This is a genomic window from Kocuria himachalensis (assembly GCF_054784195.1).
The window spans coordinates 85,736-106,041 of record NZ_BAAGPL010000005.1 but is presented as its reverse complement, the minus strand read 5'-3'; the positions used below and the strand labels follow the sequence as shown (position 1 = coordinate 106,041).

The following is a 20,306-nucleotide window of genomic DNA, read 5'->3' as shown; positions in this document are numbered from 1 at the left end:
CCCCGGACCGGGACCGGTTCACGGCAGTGCCGGCCCGGCCGGGCACCGACGTTCCGGTGTCCCGGGCGGTGTCCGGCCCCGACAGCGGCTCACGGCCGGTCGGGCCGCCCGTCGGACGCGTCGCCGTTGCGGGCTCGCGGGGAGAGGGAGTGCTGGGCCACCAGATTGACGGATCCCACCAGCACTCCGACGCCGGTGAGGATGTAGAACACGGTGAAGATCTTGTCCAGGTCCGTGCTCGGGGACAGATCCCCGTACCCGACGGTCGACAGCGCGGTGACGCAGAAGTACAGGGCGTCGAGCCAGCGCCAGCCCTCGGCCAACGCGTAGAAGACGGTGCCCGCGAGCAGCTGGATCATCGCCAGGATCAGCAGGGCCCGGCCCTCCGGTTCTTCCACGATGTGCGCCAGCGCCTTGAACAGCCGCAGCACCTGCAGCAGCAGTCCGATCATGGGCGCCACCCTGCGCAACCCACCGCGGTGGCAGTACCGTTTCGACCGTACGACCCTCCCGGTGAGGCCGTCCGGAGACCGGTCCCCGGGCAGCTCCTGCTGTCGAAGACGCCGGCCGGGGTGGGCCCCACCGGATCTGGACGGAGTGCCCGGGACCAGCCGATCGCCGCGCGAGAGGGGCGCCGGCCCGGTGCCAGGGCACCGTGCCGACGTCATCGAGTGCTACTGGTCGGCGGTGCCGCCGCGACGCCCGGACTCTGCTCCGGCCTGGTCGGGGTCCTGGGGCGCGGGGTCCGGGGCGGTGGCCGCGGGGATGCCGTCCCGCACGGGGGTCTCCGGCGCGCCCTCCGGGGCGGCGGCGCCCGGTGCCGGGTCGGGGCGCCGGGCGACGTCCTGCTCGAGCGTGGCGAGCATCTGCTCCGCGTCGGCCACCAGGTCCTGCGCGCCGCGGTCGACGCCGCGCACGAGCCACTGCGCGAGGGCGAGCTCGGCGTCCAGCCGGGCTCGTTCCAGCAGGTGCGGGTCCGGTTCGCGGTCGGGTGCCTGGAAGGACGTGCGGCGGCAGGCCGCGGCGTAGGCCTCGAGCACCCCTTCGGCGAGGCGGGCGTCTCGCGCCGCGAAGAGCCACGCGAAGTCCTCGGCGGGATCGCCCACGTGCAGATCGGTCCACCCGGTCACCCCGCGCACCCGTCCGCGGGAGATCAGGAGGTCGTCCTCCTGCAGGTCGCCGTGCACCACGCGCGGCTGGAACCGCCACACGGCACGGTCCTCCAGGACCCGCTCCCACCGGCGCAGCAGCGCGGCCGGCACGCGCTGCGTGTCGGCGGCCCGGCGCAGCTCCGCGAGGTGCCGCTGCCGGCACTGCTCGGCGGTGTAGCCGGGCAGGTCGGCGTCCAGGACCAGCGCCGTCGGCAGCGCGTGGATCGCGGCCAGCAGCCGCCCGAGCTGCACGGTGAGTGTGGGCGGCGGATCGGCGCTCGGCACGTGCCGGTGGTGCTCGGGGTCCGGGTCGGCGGCCATGCGGGCGAGCGCGTCGATGTCCAGCGGGGCGCCCTCGATGTGGGAGTGCACGAAGGCGTGCAGGTCACCGTCCGCCACGGAGCCCGCGGCGGTGGGGACCAGGAACGGGAGCCGGGACCGGACGGCGGGAGTGAAGGAGCGCAGCACGAGGTGCTCGGTCTCCAGGCGCACGCTCGCCTCGGGGCTCAGCGGGGAACGCACGCGCCAGCGCCGGCCGGAGGCGTCGAGGACGACAGCGGAGCGGAAGTCGGCGTCGTCGTCGGGGGAGGGGCCCACGGCCACGGGCGCGAGTCCGGGGACGCCTGCGGCGGCGACGGCGGCCAGGTGCTCGAGGGACGTGCTCACGGCGTCCACCCTACAAGAGGCCAGGCGGGGGCACGGCAGCCGTCCCCCGTCCCGGAACTCCCGGGCCGGTGATCCGCCCGGGTCGCTACAGTGGGGGACGTGCCCGCCTCCACCCCTTCCGAGCCCGTCCCCGGCTCCCGCCCCGTGCCCGCCCCCGAGCGTCTCTCGCCGACCCGCATGCCGTTCGCGGCGACCGCCTTCGACCGCGACGCCGTCGACCGCGAGCTCCAGGACGTGCGCGTGCTCGCCGCGGAGGACCCCACCACGCTCGTGCTCGTGCTCGCAGGCGGTCTCGCCCCCGTGTCCGGCGACGCCCTGGTCCTGGTGCCCGCGGCCGGACTCCCGGCCCTGCCGTACGACCCGCGCCGGCCGGAAGTGTACCTGGGCCGGCTGCCCGGCGTCGACGGAGGCCGCGGACCCCGGGTCCTCCTGCGCGCCGTCGCCGCCCCCGAGCCCGGGGGCGAGGACGCCGCGGCGGAGCCCTTCGCGGTGCCCGAGCCCCTCGGGGCGGCGGTCACCGCGTTCGCCGCCGCCCGGGGCCGGGAGGATCTGCGCTGGGCCGGGCTGCGGGAGCTCGGCCCGGTGCTCTCGACCGGTGACACCGCGCTGCTCGTCACCGCCCAGTCCGTGGGCCTGTGGCACCGGGACCACCCCCGGTGCCCGCAGTGCGGGGAGCCCACCGAGGTGATCCGCTCCGGGTGGGCCCGGCAGTGCCCCAACGACGACTCCCTGCACTTCCCGCGCACCGACCCCGCGATCATCGTGGCGGTCAGCGACGGCCACCCCGATCCCGCCCGGGAGCGGCTGCTGCTGGGCCGCTCCGCGCTCTGGAAGGGCAACCGGTTCTCGACCCTCGCCGGGTTCGTGGAGCCGGGGGAGTCCCTGGAGCAGGCCGTGGTCCGCGAGGTCGCCGAGGAGGCCGGCCTGACCGTGGGGGACGTGCAGTACCTGGGGTCCCAGCCTTGGCCGTTCCCGCGCTCCCTGATGCTCGGCTGCCGGGCCGTGGTGCGGTCCGGCGCGGCCGTCCCGGACGGCCAGGAGATCCTGGAGCTGCGCTGGTTCACGCGGGCGCAGCTGCGGGAGGCGGCACGCACCGGGTCGGTGATCCTCCCCGGACGGGTCTCCATCGCGCACGCGCTCATCGCGCACTGGCTCGGCGAGGACCTCCCGGAGACCGCGTGGTGACCGGGGGCGAGGCCGCCACGGACGTGGAGTCGACCCTCGAGGAGCGCATCCTCGCCGGTCTGGACCCCGAGCAGCGGGAGGTCGCGACCACGCTGCGCGGACCCGTGTGCGTGCTCGCGGGCGCCGGCACGGGCAAGACCCGGGCCATCACCCACCGGATCGCCTACGGCATCGCCACGGGCGTCTACACCCCGCAGAAGGTCCTGGCCCTGACGTTCACGGCCCGGGCCGCCAACGAGATGCGCAACCGGCTGCGCGGCCTCGGGGCCGCCGGGGTGCAGACGCGCACGTTCCACGCCGCGGCGCTGCGCCAGCTGCAGTACTTCTGGCCCCAGGCCGTCGGCGGGCCCCTGCCCGGGCTCGTGGAGCACAAGGCACGGCTCATCACCGAGGCCGCGCAGAACATGCGCCTGTCCACGGACCGCGCGGCCGTGCGGGACCTCGCCGCCGAGATCGAGTGGGCCAAGGTCTCGATGCTCACCCCCGACACCTACCCGGCCCGGGCCGCCGGGCGCGAGATGCCGCTGAACTACGACGTGCGCACGGTCCAGCGCCTGTACCAGTCCTACGAAGAGCTCAAGACCGACCGGCACCTCATCGACTTCGAGGACGTCCTGCTGCTCACGGTGGCCGTGCTCGAGGAGGACGAGCGGGTCGCCGCGACCGTGCGCGAGCAGTACCGGCACTTCGTGGTCGACGAGTACCAGGACGTGTCCCCGCTCCAGCAGCGCCTCCTCGACGCCTGGCTCGGGGGCCGGGACGACTTCTGCGTGGTGGGCGACGCCTCCCAGACGATCTACTCCTTCACCGGTGCCACCTCCCGGCACCTGCTCGAGTTCCCGGCCCGGCACCCGCAGGCGCGGGTGATCGAGCTCGTGCGCGACTACCGCTCCACCCCGCAGGTCGTGGAGACGGCCAACCGCCTGCTCGCCGCCCGCCGGCCGGCACGGGGCTCGACCCCCGGCGCCTGGGCCACTCCGCTACGCCTCGTGGCGCAGCGCCCGGACGGGCCGCCCCCGTCCTGGAACGAGTACGCGGACGACGAGGCCGAGGCGGCGGGAACGGCGGCGCGCATCCAGGACCTGATCGACGACGGCGTTCCCGCGGCCGAGATCGCCGTGCTCTTCCGCACCAACGGGCAGTCGCAGGCCTTCGAGACCGCGCTCGCGCAGGCGGGCATCGGCTTCCAGCTGCGCGGCACGGAACGGTTCTTCAACCGGCCCGAGGTCAAGCAGGCCGTGGTGCAGCTGCGCACGGCGGCGCGGGCGGCGGAGGCCACGGACGAGCCCACGCGCCTGGTGCGCGACATCCTCTCCTCCCTGGGCTACTCGGACCGGGCGCCGCGCTCGACGGGCGCGGTGCGGGAGCGGTGGGAGTCGCTGGCCGCGCTGGTCTCCCTCGCGGACCGGATGGCGGCGGAGGCGGCGGCCCGCGAGGAGCAGTTCGTCCTCCCCGACCTCGCCGCGGAGCTCGAGCGGCGCATGGCCCAGCAGGACGCTCCCGTGATGAACGGGGTGACCCTGGCGTCCCTGCACTCGGCCAAGGGCCTCGAGTGGGACGCCGTGTTCCTGGCGGGCCTCAGCGAGGGGCTGATGCCGATCGGCTTCGCCGAGACCCCGGACGAGATCGACGAGGAGCGCCGGCTGCTCTACGTGGGCATCACCCGGGCCCGGGAGCACCTGGTGCTCTCCTGGACCCTCTCCCGCACCCCGGGCGGCAGGCCCACGCGCAAGCCCTCACGGTTCCTCGACGCGCTGCGCGAGGCGGACGGGCCCCGCCCGCCCCAGCACCGGTCCCGCCCGCGGGGCGCCCGCGCTCACTCCTGATCGAGCCCGCACAGGCACCGGCTCCGGTCGAGCTCCGGCCAGGACACCGCGTCCGGCCACGGCGGGGCGAAGAGGACGGCGTGCCGGGCACCGCGCTGCTCCCGGACCGCGGGCCCCAGTCCCCGGCCGTCGGCGCGGCACAGCGTGTCCAGGGCCACCGCGAGCACCTCGACGGCCAGGCGGACCGCGACGGCCTCCGCGTGGGCCGCGGCCGCCCACGCCTCCAGGACGGCGGCGGGGCCGTGCGGCGCCGAGCCGGGCTGCCTGCCCTCGAGCGTCGCCCGCACGCAGTCCGGGCAGGGCCGGTGCGCCCAGGCCACGGTGGGCCAGCGCAGCAGGACACCGTCGGCGTGGTGCAGCGACACCAGCGGGTGCCGGGGATCGATCCCCGCCCACGCCTCCGGTTCCGCCGCCCCGGGCGGGAGCCTGCCGCCCGGGGCCGGCTGCCCGACGCTGCGCACCACGACGGTGCCCGGCAGCAGCGCACCGGGGAACAGCTCCGGCGCGCTGACCGGGGCGCACCGGGGGTCGAGCTCGCGCAGCCTCCGGCGCAGGGCCGCCTCCCGGCTCCGGCCGGCGTCCGCGGGCCGGTACGCGCCGGTCCCGAGGTCGGCGGTCGTCACGGGGGCGGCGTCGCTGACGTTGAGCCCGAGCACGCCGCAGCGCAGCAGGCGCACGGCGAGCGCCGCCGCGAGACCGTCCAGTCCCAGGAGCAGGACGTGCACCTCGTCCGGGCGGGGGCGTTCGAGACAGACCGGACGCAGGTCCGGACCGGGGCGGGGACCCGGACGAGGGCCGGGGAGCGGGGTGGTGGGCACGGGACGCCTTCCGGGACGCGCGGGCGGGACGCCGTCACTCTCGCCCGGACCGTGCCCGCGGCGCGTCCTCCGGGGGGTCGTCCACAGTGCACGTCGGAGGACGGTGCACACGGGCGCGGGCGGGCGTTTCGCGGCTCACGCCCGCGGCGTGTTCAATGGCCCCATGCCCGTACCGTCGCAGCCCGAGGTCGTCGTGCGCCGCTCCGCCCGCCGGCGCAAGACCGTGTCCGCCCACTGGAGCGAGGACACGGTGGTGCTCTCGGTCCCCCAGACGGCCACCCGGCGGGAGATCGAGCACTGGACCCGGGAGCTCGTGCCCCGGGTCGTGGAGCGCCGGCGCCGCGAGGCGGCGAAGGGCGCCGACCGGCGCTCCGACGACCGCCTCCTGTGGCGCGCCCAGGAGCTGTCGCGGCGCCACCTCGACGGCCGCGCCCGACCCTCGGACGTGCGGTGGTCCGGCCGGCAGCACACCCGCTGGGGCTCCGCGACGCCCGCCACCGGCGTCATCAGGATCTCGGCGCAGCTCCAGGAGGCCCCGGAGTGGGTGCTCGACTTCGTGCTGGTCCACGAGCTCGCGCACCTGCTCGAGGCCGACCACAGCCCCCGGTTCCGGGAGCTCGAGGCCCGGTACCCCCTCGCCGAGAAGGCCCGGGCGTTCCTCGACGGCGCCGCGTGGGCGCACGGGCACGCGGGACGCGCCGCAGCGGATCAGCGCGAGCCGTCCCCGTCCTGAGGCCCGTCGCCCTCCGGCCGGCCGGAACCGCCGTCCGTCCCGGGACGGCCGTCCGTCCCGGCGCCGCCGTCCGCGCCGGGCCCCTCGTAGCCGCCCGCGAGCAGCCGCTGGAGCGCGGCGTCGACCTCGTCCTCCGACGCGGTGAGCAGCCCGCGGCGCTCGGAGAAGCCCGCGGGGTCGTCCAGGTCCTCGTCGGTGGGCAGCAGCTCCGCGGCGTCCCACAGTCCGTCCCGGTCCTGCACGCCGCGGCGCTCGCCGACGTAGTGCCAGAACTGCGCGGCCTCCCGCAGCCGGCGCGGGCGCAGCTCCAGCCCCACGAGGGCGCCGAACGCGTGCTCGGCGGGCCCGCCGGAGGCGCGGCGCCGCCGGACGGTCTCGGACAGGGCCTCCGCGGAGGGCAGGTTGACGGTCGAGGCGACGGTCACCACGTGCACCCAGCCCTCCACGAGGGCGAGCACCGTCTCGAGCCGCTTGAGGGTGACCTCCTGGTCCGGGGTCTGCTGCGGGGCGAAGATGCCGGAGGACAGGGCCTCCTGCATGCTCGACGGGTCCATCGGGTCGATGTCCCGGGCGGCCTCCTCGATGCGGGACATGTCGATGTGGATCCCCGCGGAGAAGCGCTTGACGAGGTCCAGGATGTGCTGACGCAGCCACGGGTTCGCCGCGAACAGGCGGACGTGGGCCGCCTCGCGCACGGCGACGTACAGCATGATCTCCTGCGCCGGGATGTCCAGGCCCTCGCCGAACGCCTTGATGCTGGCGGGCAGCAGCCCGGAGCGGCCCTCCGCGAGCGGGAGGCCGATGTCGGTGGAGCACAGCACCTCGCGGGACAGCCCGCCGATGGCCTGGCCGAGCTGGATCCCGAACAGCATCCCGCCCGCGCCGGCGAGCATGCCCGAGGCCCCGCCCATCATGGCGGACAGCTCGGGGGGCAGCTGCTGGGTGAGGGCGTCGGTCAGCGCCTTCGTCACGGACTCCGCGACCGGGCCCGTCATGTCCTTCCAGGTCTCCTGGGTGGCCTCGATCCACTCCGCCCGGGACCACGCCTGGGGCCGGATCGCGGTCTGGTCGAACTCGGTGTGGTCGGCCAGCCACAGCTCGGCGAGGCGCATCGCGTCCTCGACCGCGCCGCGCTGGGCGGGGGTCACGGACGGGTCGCCGTCGGCGGCGGCGATCTGCCGGGCGTGGTCGTGGGCGAGCTTCCAGTTGACCGGTCCCTCGGACGCCCCGGCGCCCATCATGGACTGGATCTGCTGGAACATCATGGACATCGCCTGGGGATCCACCGGCACGCCGGCGCGCTGGAAGTCCTCGGGGCTCATCCCGCTCTGCCCCATGAGGCGTTCGAGCATCTCCTGGAAGGGGTCCTTGGGACCGTCGCCGGAGTCGTCCCCGGGGTTGTTCCCGGGGCGGTCGTTGGGAGGCTGGGGAGTCATGGGTCCACCGTTCTTCGGTCGGGTCGGGGATCGGGCGGCACGGGCGCGCCCGACGTCTCTGCTCCCAGCGTAGCGAGCACCGGACGGGGCCGACCATGAGCCAACTCCCAGTTCGCTGGAAGCTCAGGACGGGGTCCGCACGATAAGCTGGACCGTCCGGACCGGGCGGCCCCGCGGCCCCCGGTCCTCCCGACGACGACGCCGAGGACCGCCCGTGACCGCACCCCCCCGCCCGCGCCGTGCCCTGCGCCGCCGCGGCCTCGAGTCCTGGGCGCTGCTGGGCTCCGCCGGGCTGCTGCTGGCCGGGACGGTGCTGCCCGCGCCGTTCGTGATCGAGGCGCCCGGGCCCACGTTCAACACGGTGGGGGAGCACGAGGGACGGCAGCTGCTGGGGGTCTCCGGCGCCCCGACCTACCCGAGCGAGTCCGTCCTGGACCTGACCACGGTCTACGTCACCGGGGGACCCAACAAGAACGTCACCGTGCTCACCGTCCTCGGCTCCTGGCTGGACCCGTCCGCCTCCGTCGTGCCGGCCGACACCCTCTACCCCCGGGACGTCTCCGACGAGGAGGCCGCCCAGCACAGCATGGCCGCCATGAGCACCTCGCAGGAGGACTCCGTCGCCGCGGCGCTGACGCACCTGGGCCAGGACTTCGCCACGCGCCTCTCGGTGCAGGAGACCGTCCCGGGCGGCCCCGCGGAGGGGGTGCTCGAGCACGGCGACGTCCTGCGCGGCGTGGACGGCGAGCCCGTCCGGTCGCTGCCGTCCCTCAAGTCGGCTCTGGACGCCGCGGGGGAGGGGGGCGTCACCCTGCAGGTCGAGCGCGCCGGGACGCCGCGCGACGTCGAGGTGGACACCGTGCGCGACGAGGCGTCGGGGAACTGGCAGCTCGGCGTGTTCCTGCTGGCCGCCTACGACTTCCCGATCGACGTGGCCTTCGAGCTCGACGAGGTCGGCGGGCCCAGCGCGGGACTGATGTTCGCGCTGGGGATCGTCGACGAGCTGACGCCGGGATCGATCGCCGGCGACCGGCACGTGGCCGGCACCGGCACCATCACCCCGGAGGGCGAGGTGGGGCCCATCGGCGGCATCCGGCAGAAGCTCGAGGGCGCCGCAGCGGCCGGGGCCGAGGTCTTCCTCGCCCCGGAGGGCAACTGCGCCGAGGCGCAGGGGCACGTCCCCGAGGGGCTGACGGTCGTGTCCGTGCGCACCCTCGACGACGCCGTGGCCGCCGCCGAGGCGGCCGGGGACGGCGGGGACCTCTCGGCGCTGCCGGGGTGCGCCGCCCGATGACGGGCGCCGTGTGCTCGATTGCACCCCCGAGAAGCCCGCGGGCAGAATGGACGGGGTGTCCCGGCGACCCGCCGGCGGCGCCCCTCCCCGACGCGGGCCGCCCCCCACGACTTCACGCACCACACCTGACGAACGACCCCGATTGCAGAGGTAACCAGTGACCGCCGGACCCACAGCCCCCCGACCACCGAGACAGCAGCCAGCAGGACAGCGGCGGAAACGGGGTGCGCTGTGGCCGACGGTCGTGGTCGTCCTGGTCCTCGTGGCCGCCTTCGTGGGACTGACGCAGCTCTACACGGACGTCCTGTGGTACGACCAGCTGGGCTACCTCAGCGTGTTCGTCACCGAGAACGTCACGAAGATCGTGATCTTCGTGGTCGCCGCCGTGCTCGTGGCGGCACTGATGTTCGCCAGCCTCTTCCTCGCCTACCGGAACCGGCCGATCACGGCCGAGTCCATCGTGGACGACAACCTGCGCCGCTACCAGGAGGCCCTGGAGCCGGTCCGCAAGATCGTCATGGTGGTCGTACCCGTGCTCTTCGGTCTCTTCGCGGCGAGCACGGCGATGACCCAGTGGGACACCGTGCTGCTGTTCCTCAACCAGGAGCCGTTCGGTCAGGAGGACCCGCAGTTCGGTCTCGACCTCGGCTTCTACGTCTTCACCCTCCCCTTCCTGCGCTTCCTCATCGGCTTCCTCGTCTCGGCGATCCTGCTGGCCGGCGTGGCGGGGATCCTGATGCACTACGTCTACGGCGGCATCCGGATCACCGAGCGGGGGCTCAGCACCTCCCGCGCGTCGCGCGTGCACCTGGGGGTGCTGGCCGCGCTGTTCCTGCTGCTCCAGGCCGCGAACTTCTGGCTGGACCGGTACTCCACGCTGCAGTCCACGTCCGGGACGTGGACGGGCGCCCTGTACACCGACGTCAACGCCGTGATCCCCACCAAGGCGATCCTCGCAGCGGCCGCCCTGATCGTCGCGGTCCTGTTCGTCGTCGCGTCCTTCATCGGCCGCTGGCGGCTTCCGATCATCGGCACCGCCATGCTGCTCGTGGTCGCCGTGGTGGCCGGCGGGATCTACCCGTGGATCGTCCAGCGCTTCCAGGTCACGCCCACCGAGCAGGCCCTGGAGAGCCAGTACATCCAGCGCAACATCGACCTCACGCGCTCGGCCTACGGGCTGGACGCGGCCGAGGTCATGCCGTACGACGCCACCACGGAGACCGAGCAGGGCGCGCTGCGCCAGGACACCGAGACGACGTCGAACATCCGCCTGCTGGACCCCAACGTGGTCTCCGCCGCGTTCTCGCAGCTGCAGCAGTTCCGCCCCTACTACCAGTTCCCGGACACCCTCAACGTGGACCGCTACGAGATCGACGGCGAGGTCCAGGACACCGTCATCGCGACCCGTGAGCTGAACCCGGACCAGAACCAGGGGTGGTTCAACCAGCACGTGGTCTACACGCACGGCTACGGCGTGGTCGCCGCCTACGGCAACCGGGTCGAGGTGGACGGCAAGCCGCAGTTCATGCAGTCCGGGATCCCGTCCCGGGGCGTGATCTCGGACGACTACGAGCCGCGCATCTACTTCGGGGAGAACTCCCCGATGTACTCGATCGTCGGCGGCGCGGAGGGCGACGAGCCCCTCGAGCTGGACCGCCCGCAGACGGCCGGCGACGAGGCGGGCGACGCCAAGACGACGTTCGCCGGCAACGGCGGGCCGAGCATCGGCAACTTCTTCAACCGTCTCGCCTACGGCATCAAGTTCCAGTCCTCGGACATGCTGCTCTCGGACGCCGTGCGCCCGGAGTCGCAGATCCTCTACGACCGGGACCCGCGCGAGCGCATCGAGAAGGTGGCCCCGTACCTGACGGTCGACGGCGCCCCGTACCCGGCCATCATCGACGGCCAGGTGCAGTGGATCGTGGACGCCTACACCACCTCGGACGCCTTCCCGTACTCGACGCCGTCGGTGCTCCAGGAGGCGACGCAGGACACGCAGACCGCCCAGGGCGCCGCCGCGGCCCTCCCGCCCGAGCGGGTCAACTACATCCGCAACTCGGTCAAGGCCACGGTCAACGCCTATGACGGCACCGTGAACCTGTACGCGTGGGACGACCAGGACCCGGTGCTGAAGGCGTGGCAGAACGTCTTCCCGAACACGCTGAAGCCGTACTCCGAGATGTCGGCGGAGCTCATGGCGCACGTGCGCTACCCGCAGGACATGTTCAAGGTCCAGCGCGAGCTGCTCAACCGCTACCACGTCACGGACTCGGGCAGCTTCTACCAGAACGACGACGTGTGGTCCGTGCCCAACGACCCGACGCAGGACTCCGACGTGGCGCTGCCCCCGTACTACCTGTCGATGCGGATGCCCGGCGAGGAGGAGGCCAACTTCTCCCTCACCACCTCCTTCATCCCGCAGCAGTCCGAGACGGGCAACACCCGCAACGTGATGTACGGGTACCTCTCCGCCAACTCCGACGCCGGCACCGGTGAGGACGGCGTGAAGAGCGACGAGTACGGGACGCTGCGCCTCCTCGAGCTGCCGCGCTCCTCCGTGGTGCCCGGCCCCGGCCAGGCGCAGAACCTGTTCAACTCGGACACCGACGTCTCCACGGAGCTGAACCTGCTCCGCCAGGGCGCCTCCGAGGTCATCAACGGCAACCTCCTCACCCTGCCCGCGGGCGGCGGCATGCTCTACGTCCAGCCCGTCTACGTCCAGTCCTCGGGCGACGCCGCGTACCCGACGCTGCGGCGCGTGCTCGTCGGATTCGGCGAGGAGGTGGGCTTCGCGCCCACCCTCGAGGAGGCCCTCGACGAGGTCTTCCAGGGCGACTCCGGCGCCCAGACGTCGTCCGGCGCGGGCGTCGACGACGCCGAGGCCGGCTCCCCGGACGGGGCCGGCGAGGACGGGGCGGAGGCCCCGGCCGGCGGCGCCAGCCTCGAGGACGCCCTGCGCGACGCCAACCAGGCGATCCAGGAGTCCGAGACGGCACTCCAGGAGGGCGACTGGACCTCCTACGGCGAGGCCCAGCAGCGGTTGCAGGACGCCATCGAGCGGGCGCTCGAGGCGGACGGCGTCGTCGCCCCCGAGGCGGAGGGCGCCCTGGCCCCCGAGGAGCCGGCCGAGCAGCCCGCCCCGTAGCCGATTTGCGGGCCCACCCCGCGGCACGTATAGTCGTACATGTCGCCGCGGGGTGGAGCAGTTCGGTAGCTCGCTGGGCTCATAACCCAGAGGTCGCAAGTTCAAATCTTGCCCCCGCAACCACGGAAGGCCCCCGGACCGTCACGGTCCGGGGGCCTTCGCCGTGCCCGGGAACTCCCGGGCGGAGAGGAGCCCCCACGGCTGCGGCCGTGGGGGCTCCTCCGGTCTCCGGGGCGACCGGGTCAGACCTCTTCGGAGGAGACGATCCTCTCGGCGTTCCTGGACTTCAGGGCGGCGAGCCGCGCCTCGATCTCCGACTGCTGTCCCAGGGACTCGAGGGACTCGAACTGAGCGTCGAGGGAGGACGCGGCGAGCTCCTGCTGGCCCAGCACGCGCGCCTCCTCACGGCGGATCTTGTCCTCGAAGCGGGACACCTCGCTCGTCGGGTCGAGCACGTCGAAGGCCTTCAGCGCGTCCTGCACCTGCGCCTGCGCCTGCGCGGTCTTCTGCCGGGCGTTGAGCTCGTCCCGCTTGTTGGACAGCTCCTGGAGCTTGCCCCGCATCTTGTTGAGCCCGTCCTTGAGCTTGTCCACGACCTCGGTCTGGGACTGGATCTGCGGCTCGGCGCCCCGCGCCTCCGTCTCGTACTGGATCTGGCGCTGGAGGGCGACCTTGGCCAGGTTGTCGAACTTGTCGGCCTCCGAGGCCTTGCCCGCTCCCCGGTACTCCTCGGCCTTGTTCGAGGCCGCGAGAGCCTTGTTGCCCCACTCCTGCGACTCGCGCACGTCCTCCGCGTGGTCCTGCTCGAGCAGGCGCAGGCTGCCGATGGTCTGCGCGACCGCGGCCTCGGCCTCGCGGATGTTCTCGGTGTAGTCGCGCACCATCTGGTCCAGCATGAGCTGCGGGTCCTCGGCGGCGTCGATCATGGCGTTGATGTTGGCCTTCGCGAGCTGGGCGATGCGGCCGAAGATGGACTGCTTGATCATGGTTCCTTCTCTCCTCTGGTGCGTCCCGGGAGGGCCTCCCGGGATCGCGGGTCGGTCGGGGATCGTGGGGTGGACAGGGATCACGGGGCGGACGGGTCGGTGGTTGGTCGGGGGCCGTCCGGCAGGGGCCGGCGGCCGCCCGGGCTCAGAAGCTGCCCCCGATGCCGCCGCCGAAGCCGCCGCCCCCGCCGCCGAACCCGCCACCGAAGCTGCCGCCGAACCCGCCGCCTCCTCCGCCGCCGAATCCGCCGCCTCCGTTGAGGATCGATCCGAGGAGGATGCCGCCGAGCATCGCGCCGCCCAGACCGCTGTTGGAGCGGCCGTGGTGGCCGCCCATCCCCACGGGCGTGCCGAAGCCGCCGTAGGAGAAGGAGTCGACGTCCTGCTGCGCGATGTACTGGGCCTCACCGGCGAGGCGGACGGCCTCGTTGGCGTAGGTCAGTGCCTCGGAGGGGTCCGACCTCCGGGCCTGCTGGGCGGCCTCGAGGCAGCGCTCGGCCTCCGCGAGGCGGGTGCGCGCCTCCGGGCCGACACCGCCGCGGCGGGCCCAGATGTACTCGCTCGCCGAGCTCAGCTGTGCCTGCGCGGAGACGAGGGTGTGGGCGAGGGTCTCCCGCGCGGAGCGGTCCCGGTCGTTCTGCGAGCGCACCGACGCGAGCCCCTTGTCGAGCTCGTCCTTGGCCACGGCCAGGCGCCGGCTCAGCCCGAGCGGATCGATCCGGCCCGCGCCCATCTGCTCCTCGACGGTGCGCAGGACGGCGCCGACGCCGGCGACCGCCCCGGCGAGCTCCGGGTTGGAGCCGCGCCGGACGAGGGCGTCCGCCTCGGCGACGTCCCGCTGGGCGATGGTCACGGCGTCCTTGAGGGACTCCTCGGCCTGGGCGAGCTCGGTGGCCGCGTGCTCCACCGCGTCGAGCAGGCCCCCGGCCTGCCCCACCCCTTCCTCGGCCGCGCGGATGTCCAGCACCGCGTCGCTCGTGCGCCCGGCGGCGAGGTCGGTGCGGGCCTCCTGCACGGCGGTGTCCACGAAGTCGAGCCGGTCCCGGGCCTGGTCGATGTTGTCCTTGACGGGGGCGAGCGCGGTCTCGTTGTAGCGGGTGGTCAGCTGCCGCAGCCGGGTGTCGGCCGTGGCGAAGCGGGGGCGCACGGCCTCGGCGTGGCGCTGGACGTCCTCGAGGGCCTGCGGGGCCCGGGACTCCAGCCGGCGCAGCGCGCTGAAGGCCTCCTGGTGCTCCTGCAGCGGGCGCTGGGCGTCCTGGGAGCGGGCGATGATCTCGCCGAGCCAGGCCCGCTGCTGCTGCTCCGTGTCGGGGATGTGGTCCTCGAGCTGCTGCTGGAGGGAGAAGGAGGCCTGCATGTGCTTCTTGGCGTCCTGGATCGCGCGGCGGAACGGCTCGACCTGCTCGTCCCCGTACTGCAGCTGCGCGAAGGCGAGCTCCTGCTCGGAGTGCTGGATGGCGTTGTCGGTGGAGACGAGCAGCTCCCCGGCCCGCTTGCGCAGCTCCGGCACCGGGACGTCCTGGTAGGGGCTGCCGGGGCCCTGCGGACCGCCCGGGCCGCCGGGCCCGCCCTGCGGCGCAGGTCCCTGCTGCCGGCGCTTCTTGTTGCGGGAGGCCATGCCGTAGACGGCGAGCCCGCCCAGGCCCAGCGCCCCGAGACCGAGCAGCCCGAACCCCGCGCCACCCCCGTCGGAGCCGTCCTGGGTCCCGGCGGGGGCGCCGGAGAGCTCGGCCTCGATGCCCTCGACGGCGCCTGCGACCGCGCCGTCCCAGTCGTCGGCCGCGAGCGCCGGCGTGATGTACTGCCGGTTGATGCGCTCCTGCTGCTCGGCGCTGAGGGGCCCCTCGGAGTACGCGGAGAAGCGCTGCTGCCGGTCCTCCGTGGCGACGACCAGCACCGCGTCCGAGCTGCCGAGACCGTTGATCGCGGCGAACTCCTGCAGCCACGCGTCGGGATCGGACGGGTCGGTGAAGGAGTCGACGAAGACCGCGGTGAGGGTGATGCCCTCCTGGGTGGCGAGCTCGCGCACGTCGGCGGCCAGGGCCGAGGGGTCGTCCAGGACCCCGGACTCGTCGACGATCCGCTCGCCCGGGGGCACGTCGACGGGCGGCTGGGCGACAGCCGCCCCCGTGGGTACGAACAGGGCGAGCGTCAGACCGCAGCCGGCGGCGGTCCGGCGGGCAATGGGGCGCCAGTGCATGATCTCCCTCACATGGTCGGTGCTCCCGATTCTAGGGCGGGGGCCCCGCGGCGTGGCGATCGGCGCCGAGCCTACGCGCAGGGCGAAACCCCAAGGCGGCTGATGACCTGACGGTGAGCACCCGGCGGGCCCACGGCCGCCGTCCGGGCGGCACCCCGGCCACGGCCAGGGCTCTCAGCGTCGTCTCAGTGCTGATGTGGATACTTGTGGGCAGAGCCGCCCGCGCCACCCCGCCTCCCCGGGGGCGTGCCGGGCCCGTCCGTTTCCAGGAGGAGACCCCCATGTCCGAGCCCCGCGACCCCCGTGACGGTGCCGATCCGCAGCTCACGCAGCCGCTCCCGCCGGTCAGCGGCCGTCCGGCCCACGACTCGTGGGCGGCCGGTGGTGAGCAGGACCCGCGCCCCGTCTACGGGGCGCGGCAGGGCGGCGATCATGACACGGGTCCGTACCCCGGCGCGTGGCGGGGCGGCGGAGACCCCGCCGTCCAGCACCCGTGGGGGAGCGGCGCCGGGAGCGGCACCGGAGGCCGCCGGGAGCGGCGGCGCTTCTCGGGGGGATCGCTCGTGACGGGCATGGTCCTGGCCGCACTGGTCGGGGCGGGCGCGGCCGTGGGGACGGACGCCCTGCTGGACGGCGGCGGCGCGGCACCGGCGGCGGGCGGGCCGACGTCCAGCTCGGTCATCGTCAACGACCAGGACGAGGTGAACGCGGTCACCGCGGCGGCCGTGAAGGCGTCCCCGTCCGTGGTGACGATCTCCGCGTCCGGCGGCGGCCAGAACGGCTCCGGCTCGGGGGTGATCATCGACGACGAGGGCCACATCCTCACCAACACGCACGTGGTCACCCTCGACGGGACCACGAGCAGCCCCAACCTCGAGGTGCAGCTCGACGACGGCAGGGTGCTCCCGGCCGAGGTGGTCGGCACCGACCCGCTGTCCGACCTCGCGGTGCTCAAGGTCGACGCCCAGGGCCTGACCCCCGCCACCCTGGGCTCCCTGGAGGACGTGAACGTGGGCGACACGGCCATCGCGATCGGCGCGCCGCTGGGCCTCGCGGGCACCGTGACGGACGGGATCGTCTCCACCCTCAACCGCACCATCACGGTGGCCTCCTCCGCCGCGCCGGGCACGCCGTCGGAGGGCGAGAGCGGCGAGCAGGGCAACGGCAACGACTTCTTCTTCAACTTCCCCGACGAGGACGGCGGCTCCGGCGGCCGCTCGCAGGGCTCCTCGTCCTCGGTGTTCCTCAACGTGATCCAGACCGACGCCGCCATCAACCCCGGCAACTCGGGCGGGCCGCTGATCGACACGGACGGCGAGGTGATCGGGATCAACGTGGCCATCGCCTCGGCCGGCTCCGGCACGGAGGCCGGCAACATCGGCGTGGGCTTCTCGATCCCGGTCGACACGGCGAAGCGGGTGGCCGAGGAGATCATCGAGAACGGCCGGGCCACGCACGGCTACCTCGGCACGAGCGTGAGCGCCGCTCCCGGCGGGGACGGCCGGAGCCGGGCCTTCTCCGACGGCGCCGCGGTGCAGGAGGTCGTGCCCGGCTCGCCGGCCGACGACGCCGGACTGGAGGTGGACGACGTGATCACGGAGTTCAACGGCCACCGGATCCAGGACGCGAACTCGCTCACGGCGGCCGTGCGCGAGCTGCCCGCCGGTGGCACCGGGACGATGACGTTCGTGCGGGACGGCGAGGAGCGCTCCGTGGAGGTGACGGTCGGCGACGCCGCCGACCAGCAGTGAGCAGCGGGCCCCAGCGAGCAGCAGCGGGCAGCAGTGAGCCGCGGAGAGCGGCCGGGCCTCCTGCCCGGCGTCAGCTCCCGGCGCCCGCGAAGCCCAGCTGGCGCCAGGCCTCGTAGACGGCGATGGACGCCGAGTTCGCGAGGTTCAGCGACCGGCGGGCCGGGAGCATGGGAATGCGGACCCGTGCGGTGACGTGCGGGTCCGCCTTCACCGCGGCGGGCAGGCCCACCGACTCGGGCCCGAACAGCAGCACGTCCCCGGGGCGGTAGGCCACGTCCGTGTGCGAGACCTCGCCGTCGGTGGTGAACGCCCAGACCCGCTCCGGGGCCAGGGCGGCCCAGGCCGCGTCCAGGTCCGGGTGGACGGTCAGCACCGCGAGGTCGTGGTAGTCGAGGCCGGCCCGGCGCAGGTGCGCGGAGCCGAAGTCGAAGCCCAGGGGCTCCACCAGGTGCAGCTCGGCCCCGGTGACCGCGGCGAGACGGATCGCGTTGCCGGTGTTGCCCGGGATCTCGGGGGTGTGGAAGAGGATGCGGAGCATGACCGCCAGTCTACGGACGCCGGGCGCGCGCCCAGGCCGGGCCCCTAGACTGGCGTCCGTGCCGCACGAGCCCGTCTACCTCGACCACGCCGCCACCGCGCCCCTCCGGCCCTCCGCGCTCGCCGCGGTCACCGAGCAGCTGGCCCGCGGCGGCAACCCGTCCTCGCTGCACCGGCCCGGCCGCGCGGCGCGCGCCGTCGTCGAGCAGGCCCGCGACGAGGTGGCGGCGGCGCTGGGCGCGGAGCCCGTCGAGGTGGTCTTCACCTCCGGGGGCACCGAGGCCGACAACCTGGCCGTCCAGGGCCTGTACCGGCACCGGCGCGAGCAGGACCCGCGCCGCCGGCGCGTCCTCGTCTCCGCGGTGGAGCACGCCGCGGTGGCCGACACCGTCGAGTGGCTTGCCGCCCACGAGGGCGCCGAGGCCGTCTGGCTGCCCGTCGACGCGGCCGGCCGGGTGGACCCGGCAGCCGTCCGGGAGGAACTGGCCCGGGACCCGGGCGCCACCGCGCTGCTGACCGTCATGTGGGCGAACAACGAGGTGGGCACCGTCCAGCCCGTCGCGGAGCTCGCCGCGCTCGCTGAGGAGTTCGGGGTCCCCTTCCACTGCGACGCCGTGCAGGCCTTCGGCTCACTGCCCGTCGACGCGCACCTGCCAGGGCTCACCACGCTGGCGGTCTCGGCCCACAAGGTGGGCGGCCCGGTGGGCGCCGGGGCCCTCGTGGCCGGTCGGACCGTGGGACTGGCGCCCGTCCAGCACGGCGGCGGGCAGGAGCGCACGGTGCGCTCGGGCACGCTCGACGCCGCCGCGCTCGCCGGATTCGGCGTGGCGGCGCGGGAGGCAGCCGCGGAGCGCGAGGCCGAGGCGGAGCGGCTCGCCCGGCTGCGCGACCGGCTGGTGGAGGGCGTGCGCCGGATCGTGCCGGACGCCGTCCTGCGCGGACCCGAGGACCGGGCGCACGCGGGCGCCCGGCTGCCCGGCAACGCCCACTTCACCTTCCCCGGGTGCGAGGGGGACTCCCTGCTTTTCCTGCTGGACGGCGCGAGGATCGCCTCCTCCACCGGCTCGGCCTGCCACGCCGGGGTGCCCCGGGCGTCCTCCGTGCTGCTGGCCATGGGCCTGGACGAGGCCACCGCCCGCGGCGCGCAGCGGTTCAGCCTGGGCCGCACCAGCACCGGCGCCGACGTCGACGCCCTCCTCGCCGCGCTGCCCGAGGTCCACCGTCGGGCGCTGCGCGCCGGGCTCTCCGGCGCGGCGCCGGTCTGAGCCCGCGCCGGTCCGGGCCCGCGCAAGGCCCCCCGCCACGCCGGGGGAATACCGGCCCGCCGCGCCCTGTTGACGACACGGACCACGAACCCCCGACCCCTGGAGACGATCTCACCGTGCGAGTACTGGCAGCCATGAGCGGCGGCGTCGACTCGGCCGTGGCGGCGGCCCGCGCCGTCGACGCCGGCCACGACGTGACGGGCGTCCACCTCGCGCTCTCGCGCACCCCCGGCACCCTGCGCACCGGCTCCCGGGGCTGCTGCACGATCGAGGACTCCCGGGACGCCTGGCGCGCCGCCGACGTCCTCGGCATCCCGTACTACGTGTGGGACTTCTCCGAGCGCTTCCAGGCCGACGTCGTGGACGACTTCGTGGCGGAGTACGCCGCGGGGCGCACCCCCAACCCGTGCCTGCGCTGCAACGAGAAGATCAAGTTCGCCGCCCTGCTCGAGAAGGCCCTCGCCCTGGGCTTCGACGCCGTGTGCACCGGCCACTACGCCAAGGTCGTCGAGGACGCCGACGGCCGGCGGGAGCTGCACCGGGCCGCCGACTGGGCGAAGGACCAGTCCTACGTCCTCGGCGTGCTCACCGCCGAGCAGCTCGAGCACGTGCTGCTCCCGCTGGCCGAGACCCCGTCCAAGGCCGAGGTGCGGGCCGAGGCGGCGCGCCGCGGGCTGTCCGTGGCGAGCAAGCCCGACTCCCACGACATCTGCTTCATCCCCGACGGCGACACCCGCGGCTGGCTCGCCGAGCGCATCGAGATGACCGAGGGCGAGATCAAGGACGTCGAGGGCACCGTGGTCGGCACCCACCCCGGCGCCAACGCGTTCACCGTGGGCCAGCGCAAGGGCCTGCGCATCGGCACCCCCGCCCCCGACGGCAAGCCGCGCTTCGTCCTGGAGATCCGGCCGAAGACCAACGAGGTCGTGGTGGGACCGCAGGAGATGCTCGCGGTCGACGAGCTGCGCGGGATCCGCCCCTCCTGGGCCGGGTCGCCCGTGCCGGAGGCGGCACCGCTCCTGCGGCGCGGGGCCGCGGCCGGAACGGCGTCGGCCCCGTTCCCCGTCCTCGCCCAGGTCCGGGCGCACGGGGACCCCGTTCCCGCCCGGGCGCACCTCGAGCTCGTCGGGGGGCCCGACGGCGACCCGGTGCCCGAGCTCGTGGTCCGCCTCGAGGAGCCGATGCGCGGCGTGGCCCCCGGCCAGTCGGTCGTGCTCTACCAGGGCACCCGGGTCCTCGGCCAGGCCACGGTCGACCGCGCCCACTCGCTGGCCCGCCCCGACGTCGCCGGCCGGCCCGACCCCGCCCGATAG

At 74.5% G+C, this 20,306-nt stretch carries 15 protein-coding genes and 1 tRNA gene; 9 read left to right on the top strand and 7 right to left on the bottom strand.

What is annotated here, in order from left to right; genetic code table 11:
• Positions 1 to 89: 89 nt before the first annotated feature.
• Both ACYVM4_RS03895 and ACYVM4_RS03890 read right to left on the bottom strand, forming a co-directional pair.
• Entirely contained in the window at positions 90 to 452 is a 363-nt protein-coding gene (locus ACYVM4_RS03895) for a potassium channel family protein (protein WP_368820274.1), read from the bottom strand.
• A 222-nt stretch (positions 453 to 674) separates the two neighbouring features.
• A complete protein-coding gene (locus tag ACYVM4_RS03890; protein WP_460667723.1) occupies positions 675 to 1,817 on the bottom strand; it encodes a phosphotransferase in 1,143 nt (380 codons plus the stop codon).
• Positions 1,818 to 1,916: 99 nt separating this feature from the next.
• Here ACYVM4_RS03890 and nudC point away from each other — a divergent pair, with 99 nt between their 5' ends.
• Together nudC and ACYVM4_RS03880 are read left to right on the top strand one after the other, a co-directional pair.
• Complete coding sequence (gene nudC, locus ACYVM4_RS03885; RefSeq protein WP_368820272.1) at positions 1,917 to 3,002, top strand: NAD(+) diphosphatase; 1,086 nt, start codon at positions 1,917 to 1,919, stop codon at positions 3,000 to 3,002.
• Complete coding sequence (locus tag ACYVM4_RS03880) at positions 2,996 to 4,828, top strand: ATP-dependent helicase (protein WP_460667722.1); 1,833 nt, start codon at positions 2,996 to 2,998, stop codon at positions 4,826 to 4,828. Before nudC ends, ACYVM4_RS03880 begins: the two co-directional genes overlap by 7 nt.
• Here ACYVM4_RS03880 and ACYVM4_RS03875 read toward each other — a convergent pair.
• A complete protein-coding gene (locus tag ACYVM4_RS03875; RefSeq protein WP_368820270.1) occupies positions 4,819 to 5,553 on the bottom strand; it encodes a hypothetical protein in 735 nt (244 codons plus the stop codon). The two genes, ACYVM4_RS03880 and ACYVM4_RS03875, sit on opposite strands and share 10 nt — an antisense overlap.
• A gap of 256 nt (positions 5,554 to 5,809) precedes the next feature.
• Here ACYVM4_RS03875 and ACYVM4_RS03870 point away from each other — a divergent pair, with 256 nt between their 5' ends.
• Entirely contained in the window at positions 5,810 to 6,379 is a 570-nt protein-coding gene (locus ACYVM4_RS03870; RefSeq protein ID WP_368820269.1) for a M48 metallopeptidase family protein, read from the top strand.
• Here the strand turns inward: ACYVM4_RS03870 and ACYVM4_RS03865 are convergent.
• Positions 6,355 to 7,815 carry a zinc-dependent metalloprotease gene (locus ACYVM4_RS03865; protein WP_368820268.1) on the bottom strand — a complete coding sequence of 487 codons (1,461 nt, stop codon included), beginning with the start codon at positions 7,813 to 7,815 and terminating at the stop codon, positions 6,355 to 6,357. The genes ACYVM4_RS03870 and ACYVM4_RS03865 overlap by 25 nt on opposite strands.
• Before the next feature lie 214 nt (positions 7,816 to 8,029).
• On the opposite strand from ACYVM4_RS03865, the gene ACYVM4_RS03860 reads away from it, so the two are divergent.
• The 3 genes from ACYVM4_RS03860 to ACYVM4_RS03850 all read left to right on the top strand — a co-directional run bounded on the left by ACYVM4_RS03860 (position 8,030) and on the right by ACYVM4_RS03850 (position 12,377).
• Entirely contained in the window at positions 8,030 to 9,109 is a 1,080-nt protein-coding gene (locus ACYVM4_RS03860; RefSeq protein ID WP_368820267.1) for a YlbL family protein, read from the top strand.
• Positions 9,110 to 9,266: 157 nt separating this feature from the next.
• Positions 9,267 to 12,254, top strand: coding sequence for a UPF0182 family membrane protein (locus ACYVM4_RS03855; RefSeq protein WP_368820266.1), 2,988 nt, complete (start codon positions 9,267 to 9,269; stop codon positions 12,252 to 12,254).
• A gap of 46 nt (positions 12,255 to 12,300) precedes the next feature.
• Positions 12,301 to 12,377 (top strand) — tRNA-Met (locus tag ACYVM4_RS03850).
• A gap of 119 nt (positions 12,378 to 12,496) precedes the next feature.
• Here the strand turns inward: ACYVM4_RS03850 and ACYVM4_RS03845 are convergent.
• Both ACYVM4_RS03845 and ACYVM4_RS03840 read right to left on the bottom strand, forming a co-directional pair.
• Positions 12,497 to 13,240, bottom strand: a complete 744-nt coding sequence (locus ACYVM4_RS03845) for a PspA/IM30 family protein (RefSeq protein WP_368820265.1) — start codon at positions 13,238 to 13,240, stop codon at positions 12,497 to 12,499.
• 145 nt (positions 13,241 to 13,385) lie between these two features.
• Positions 13,386 to 15,440 carry a TPM domain-containing protein gene (locus ACYVM4_RS03840; protein WP_460667721.1) on the bottom strand — a complete coding sequence of 685 codons (2,055 nt, stop codon included), beginning with the start codon at positions 15,438 to 15,440 and terminating at the stop codon, positions 13,386 to 13,388.
• A gap of 281 nt (positions 15,441 to 15,721) precedes the next feature.
• Between ACYVM4_RS03840 and ACYVM4_RS03835 the strand changes: the two genes are divergently transcribed.
• Positions 15,722 to 17,191 carry a S1C family serine protease gene (locus tag ACYVM4_RS03835; RefSeq protein WP_460667720.1) on the top strand — a complete coding sequence of 490 codons (1,470 nt, stop codon included), beginning with the start codon at positions 15,722 to 15,724 and terminating at the stop codon, positions 17,189 to 17,191.
• Between the two features lie 70 nt (positions 17,192 to 17,261).
• Here the strand turns inward: ACYVM4_RS03835 and ACYVM4_RS03830 are convergent, their stop codons facing one another.
• Positions 17,262 to 17,729: a tRNA (cytidine(34)-2'-O)-methyltransferase gene (locus ACYVM4_RS03830; protein WP_017833618.1), complete on the bottom strand. Its 468-nt coding sequence runs from the start codon at positions 17,727 to 17,729 to the stop codon at positions 17,262 to 17,264.
• A gap of 58 nt (positions 17,730 to 17,787) precedes the next feature.
• Between ACYVM4_RS03830 and ACYVM4_RS03825 the strand changes: the two genes are divergently transcribed.
• Positions 17,788 to 18,993 carry a cysteine desulfurase family protein gene (locus ACYVM4_RS03825; RefSeq protein ID WP_368820262.1) on the top strand — a complete coding sequence of 402 codons (1,206 nt, stop codon included), beginning with the start codon at positions 17,788 to 17,790 and terminating at the stop codon, positions 18,991 to 18,993.
• A 116-nt stretch (positions 18,994 to 19,109) separates the two neighbouring features.
• A complete protein-coding gene (gene mnmA, locus ACYVM4_RS03820; RefSeq protein WP_460667719.1) occupies positions 19,110 to 20,306 on the top strand; it encodes a tRNA 2-thiouridine(34) synthase MnmA in 1,197 nt (398 codons plus the stop codon).